The following is a 4,736-nucleotide window of genomic DNA, read 5'->3' as shown; positions in this document are numbered from 1 at the left end:
TTTTCAACCACAGGTGTTGACATAGGGCGCTAAAGACGGTTACGGATTTACATTAACGATCACACGCTGATAACGGGTTATAGCAGGTGTACCACGATCAGTGACCTTTAGAATAAAGTGCAGTTGCTGGGGCTTGGTCACTTTGGGCGCTTTAACCGCCACGCGATTCATATTTTCTGCACTTGTCACCTTAATATATTCATCAGGTAAGGAGCCTGCCTCAGGATAGTTAAACCACCAAAATTGCAAACTATCACCGTCTGGATCAAAAGAGTTGCGGGCATCGAGATTAAAGTACTGTTCAGACTGTACCGTTAATGTTTGCTCGTGATTAAGCACGGGTACCGGAGGATGATTTGCCTCGGCATAGGGCTTAGTAGTCCAATCCATTCGCGCCGCAAAATCGTTTTGCAACTCATCGCGCCAGCGCCATAATGTTGTGCGATAGCCCGTAAAACTTTTATCGCTTAATTTAAGACTGCGGCCATACTCGCTGGATAACGCGGGCATATAGGTATCAGTGGCATTCGTCCAAATCGCTCTGGTTTCTGGTTCAACGGGTACCCCGCCCGTAAATCCCTTCGGATCCATGTCAGCTAATTTGGGTACGTATAGTTCATATCGTCCTCCCCAACCACCCCATTGAGGATGTTCTGGATCACTCAAGCCATTTAATATTAAATTTAACCACGTTGGGGTGTCTCCTTCCATGCCGTAAGCCACATCTGGATATTGCATACCAAGTGGCCCATGACCTTGTTGAATATTTTCTGCTAGCCATGGATTACTGATGGTGGTGTTATCGATACCATCAACATAGGTATTAATTCCTGTCCATGTGGCAGCACCATATCCGCCGGGACTGACAATATAAAAAAGCGTAGGAAATTGCTTGCGGATCCATGCCCCCGAATCATCTTGATCAGAAATGGTATACACCCGCAGCTTACTCACGAGCGCAGCTAATTCAACTGCGCTTTTAGTTTGTTTTAAGCGAAAAAGTGCTTGGGCTAGGGTATTTGCTCCGCCCCACACTGTCACCCACAGAGGTCTCGGGTCGCGCTTCTCAATGGCCTTAATTAACCAATCTGAGCCAGGCGAATCTTTATCTTCGCCAACGCCTTGCATGCCGTAAATGGGCAAACCTTTTTTAACTAAGTCATGCAAATGTTTAGCACTTGGAAAGCCTTTTTCATGCTGCTCAAGATTGTCACGAACCAGGCCGTAGGCATCGATAATTTTATGCATCGACTCAGGTGCCACCATTAATTTTTGGTGCACCGACGTTGTTGCCACCAGCCCTTCAATATCAATTTGATTGACGTATAACATTAAACGCACCAAGGTCTGCGCGTCATCGGGATCGGCTTCAATATCGCTCAATACCACCATGCGGTGCTTTTGTTGCTTCGCTATTGCCGAAGGCACTTCGCTTAGTGCAAATGTGGAAAAAGACATCAAGACTAAAACACATGTTAAAAATCGAAATTTGCTAGATAGTGTCATGTTTAAAACCTGCTCGAAGTAGCTAAGGTAAACTATAAAACCACGTTCAGTTAACACCCTAAGTCTCGATGTATTTTACCGACCGCAGCCTCGCCTAATTAACGTAATTTAAACATATCAGCGCCGGGCAAAACTTTATTAAAATTGGTTTATCAGCAGTGGATTTTGACTAAAGCATTCTTTAATTAATTTTTTACAACGGTTTAAATCTCAATATTCGTGTCCATGTCTAATAGGTATTAGGCGATTAGGCGCGACTGGCTTACAAGTAAATGTGAACTTTTTAAGCTTAAAAACATACTAAGTTATTGTAAATAAATACATTAATTTAAAAAGGAGGCGTAAATGGAACGTACACTGATAATCGGTGCAAGTGGTCAAATAGGAAAACAGGTCACTCAACTCATGGTAAACAACGGTCATGTGGTAAACGCGCTAGTGCGTGATAAAACCAAGCTTGCCGATATTAAAGCAGACACCTTACACATCATTGAAGGTGACTTAGAAAAAGACTTTAGCCACGCGTTTACTGACTGCTCAAACGTTATATTTGTCGCAGGCTCCGGCGGCAACACAGGCGCTGACAAAACCTTGTTAATTGACCTTTGGGCGGCGTGCAAAGCAGCAGATTATGCTAAAGCGCACAAGGTTAAACACTTTGTCATGGTCAGTTCAATTGGCGCCGATGACCCAAGTCAAGGCTCTGATAAAATGCAGCCCTATCTTGTAGCCAAACACATGGCCGATGAGCACTTAATAAACAGCGGGCTGGCTTACACAATATTGCGTCCAGGCACATTAACCAATGACGATGCCCTTGCAGGATTTACCAGTGAGCGGCCAAAAAATAAGGAAGATTGGGTAATAACACGTGCTGATGTCGCCCAGGCTATTGTGTATATTTCTACGCAAATTAAACCGCAAAACAGCACCATCATTGAGTTATTTAACGGGGATAAATCACTCACCCAAGTAGTGGCAGCTTAAATATTAAGTTCTCGTCCAAGGGAAAGATGTTGTGTAGCACCTTATCACTTGGACGAGTCATTATCGTTAAATTAACCTCGCCCGCAGCTAAAAAAACCTCAGCCTATTCAGATACTAATACGGCTTTTGCTGCAATAAAGGCTTGTGCCTCAGCAGATAAACAGCGATCCGACAGATACGTTTTACCACCCGAATGATAGAGCAACCAGCCTTGCGAGGTTTTTTCTAGCTTAGAGATATCGTCCCATGAAATATGACTTTCAACATGAATCGACTGACTGGTAACCCCAGTTTCATCAATCGTGAGCGTTAAGTCAGTGCTGGCCGCTTTACTGATTAATTGCCTTGCTAACCACCAAGACCGACGGAAGCGAATACTGAATACCTCAAGCCCGCCCAAGGCAATCAGAAACCACGCAGCAAATGGTTCAATTTGGGTAAAAAGCAAAATAGCGAACCCCAGAGCGGCCAAACCGATAGCGATGAGATAGGCTTTTTTAGGATTAATGGCCACCGCTGAAGCGTCGTAAGTTTCAAGATAATGGCTTTTATCTAGGGTATAGGTAATTGAATAAGAAAATGGCGTGGTCATAATTATTTGAATGGCAATAAAACCAAGAGTGTAACTACAAGTGCATCAGTCTGGTAGTTGTTTTCGTTCGTTAGATGCAATGGTATAAAGGAGTTATCCAAGCATTTTGCTAATGAAGTTGATTTAACAAGGCACTAAATAATGACAAATCCAATACGCAAAGTCGTAATTGCGGGTGGTGGTACTGCAGGATGGATGACAGCCGCTCTGCTACGTAAAGTACTGCAGCAACATATCGAAATCGAGTTAGTCGAATCACAAGAAATTGGTATCGTTGGCGTTGGTGAAGCGACGATCCCACCGATTCAAATTTTTAATAAGTATCTAGGTTTGGACGAAAAAGAGTTTCTTAGAGAAACCAACGGTACCATCAAACTTGCGATTCAATTTGAGAATTGGCGCATTTCTGGTGAAAGTTATTTTCATACTTTTGGGGCCCCTGGCGCCAACTTGGGCTTTTGCAGTTTTCAACATTTTTGGTTAAAAGCACAACGGGCCGGTTTACAGCGTTCTTTGTGGGATTTTGACCTAAATTTCTTAAGCTGTCAGCAAGGTAAATTTAATAAAATTAATACCCAAAACCCGGTCTATGACATGCCCTACGCCTATCATTTTGATTCGGCCCTATATGGTCAATACTTGCGTAAGCTCGCTGAACGCTGGGGAGTTACACGAACAGAAGGGTTAATCGAACACATCAAAGTCAATGCAGACAGCGGCTACATCGAAAAGCTGCAATTAAAAAGTGGCAAACAAATTGACGGTGATTTGTTTATCGATTGTACCGGCATCCGTAAATTACTGATTGGTAAAACCCTAGGCGTAAACTATGAAAACTGGGAACACCTCCTACCCGCTGATAGTGCGCTTGCTGTACCTTCAGAACGTTTTGCTCATACCCTACCCTATACTCGCAGCATTGCCCACAAAGTGGGCTGGCAATGGCGCATACCACTAACCAGCCGAAACGGAAATGGCATTGTGTATAGCTCGAAATACATGAGCGACGAACAAGCAGAACAAACTCTGTTAAACAATTTGGATAGCACAGCCATAGGTGATCCCCGAAAAATCACCTTTGAAACCGGCAGAACCCAGCAGCAATGGCATAAAAACGTGGTTGCCATAGGTCTCTCAAGTGGTTTTTTAGAGCCCTTGGAGTCAACAAGTATCCATCTTATTCAGTCTGGCATAGTACGACTATTAAAGATGTTTCCTAACGAGGGCATTTCGCAAGCCATGATTGAGCTGTACAACGCAGAATCAAAACAAGAATTTGAAACCATTCGTGACTTCATCGTCCTGCACTATCATGTTAATGAGCGCAGCGACTCTGACTTTTGGCAAGATATGCGCAACATGCCTATTCCTGAGCGCTTGCAGCAAAAGCTAGCCGCATTTAAAGAGACGGCCGCTATTTTTAATGATAGCAACGACATATTTAAAGACGCCTCGTGGCTACAAGTGATGCTGGGCCAGGGCATTAAACCTGTAGATTATCACCCCGCCGCCAAAGTCCATGGTGACGAAGAACTGCTCGCGATCATGAACAAAATTTACCACGCCAAATTACAACCTTTAGCCAAAATGCTGCCTCATGATGAGTTTTTATCACGCTATATCAACGCTTAGTTGATGAATACCGCCAAAA

At 43.6% G+C, this 4,736-nt stretch carries 4 protein-coding genes; 2 read left to right on the top strand and 2 right to left on the bottom strand.

The features are described from left to right. Positions 1 to 39 precede the first annotated feature (39 nt). Positions 40 to 1,458: a DUF1593 domain-containing protein gene (locus NWQ57_RS06125; RefSeq protein WP_306021255.1), complete on the bottom strand. Its 1,419-nt coding sequence runs from the start codon at positions 1,456 to 1,458 to the stop codon at positions 40 to 42. A 393-nt stretch (positions 1,459 to 1,851) separates the two neighbouring features. Here NWQ57_RS06125 and NWQ57_RS06120 point away from each other — a divergent pair, with 393 nt between their 5' ends. Beyond that, complete coding sequence (locus tag NWQ57_RS06120; protein ID WP_306021254.1) at positions 1,852 to 2,493, top strand: SDR family oxidoreductase; 642 nt, start codon at positions 1,852 to 1,854, stop codon at positions 2,491 to 2,493. Positions 2,494 to 2,596: 103 nt separating this feature from the next. Here NWQ57_RS06120 and NWQ57_RS06115 read toward each other — a convergent pair whose 3' ends face one another. After that, positions 2,597 to 3,085, bottom strand: a complete 489-nt coding sequence (locus NWQ57_RS06115) for a YcxB family protein (protein ID WP_306021253.1) — start codon at positions 3,083 to 3,085, stop codon at positions 2,597 to 2,599. Positions 3,086 to 3,226: 141 nt separating this feature from the next. Here NWQ57_RS06115 and NWQ57_RS06110 point away from each other — a divergent pair, with 141 nt between their 5' ends. Then, positions 3,227 to 4,717, top strand: coding sequence for a tryptophan halogenase family protein (locus tag NWQ57_RS06110; RefSeq protein WP_306021252.1), 1,491 nt, complete (start codon positions 3,227 to 3,229; stop codon positions 4,715 to 4,717). Positions 4,718 to 4,736: the final 19 nt, after the last annotated feature.

The sequence above is a fragment of the Paraglaciecola sp. genome, assembly GCF_030730205.1.
Lineage (GTDB): Bacteria > Pseudomonadota > Gammaproteobacteria > Enterobacterales > Alteromonadaceae > Paraglaciecola.
This window is presented reverse-complemented; position numbering and strand designations above follow the sequence as displayed.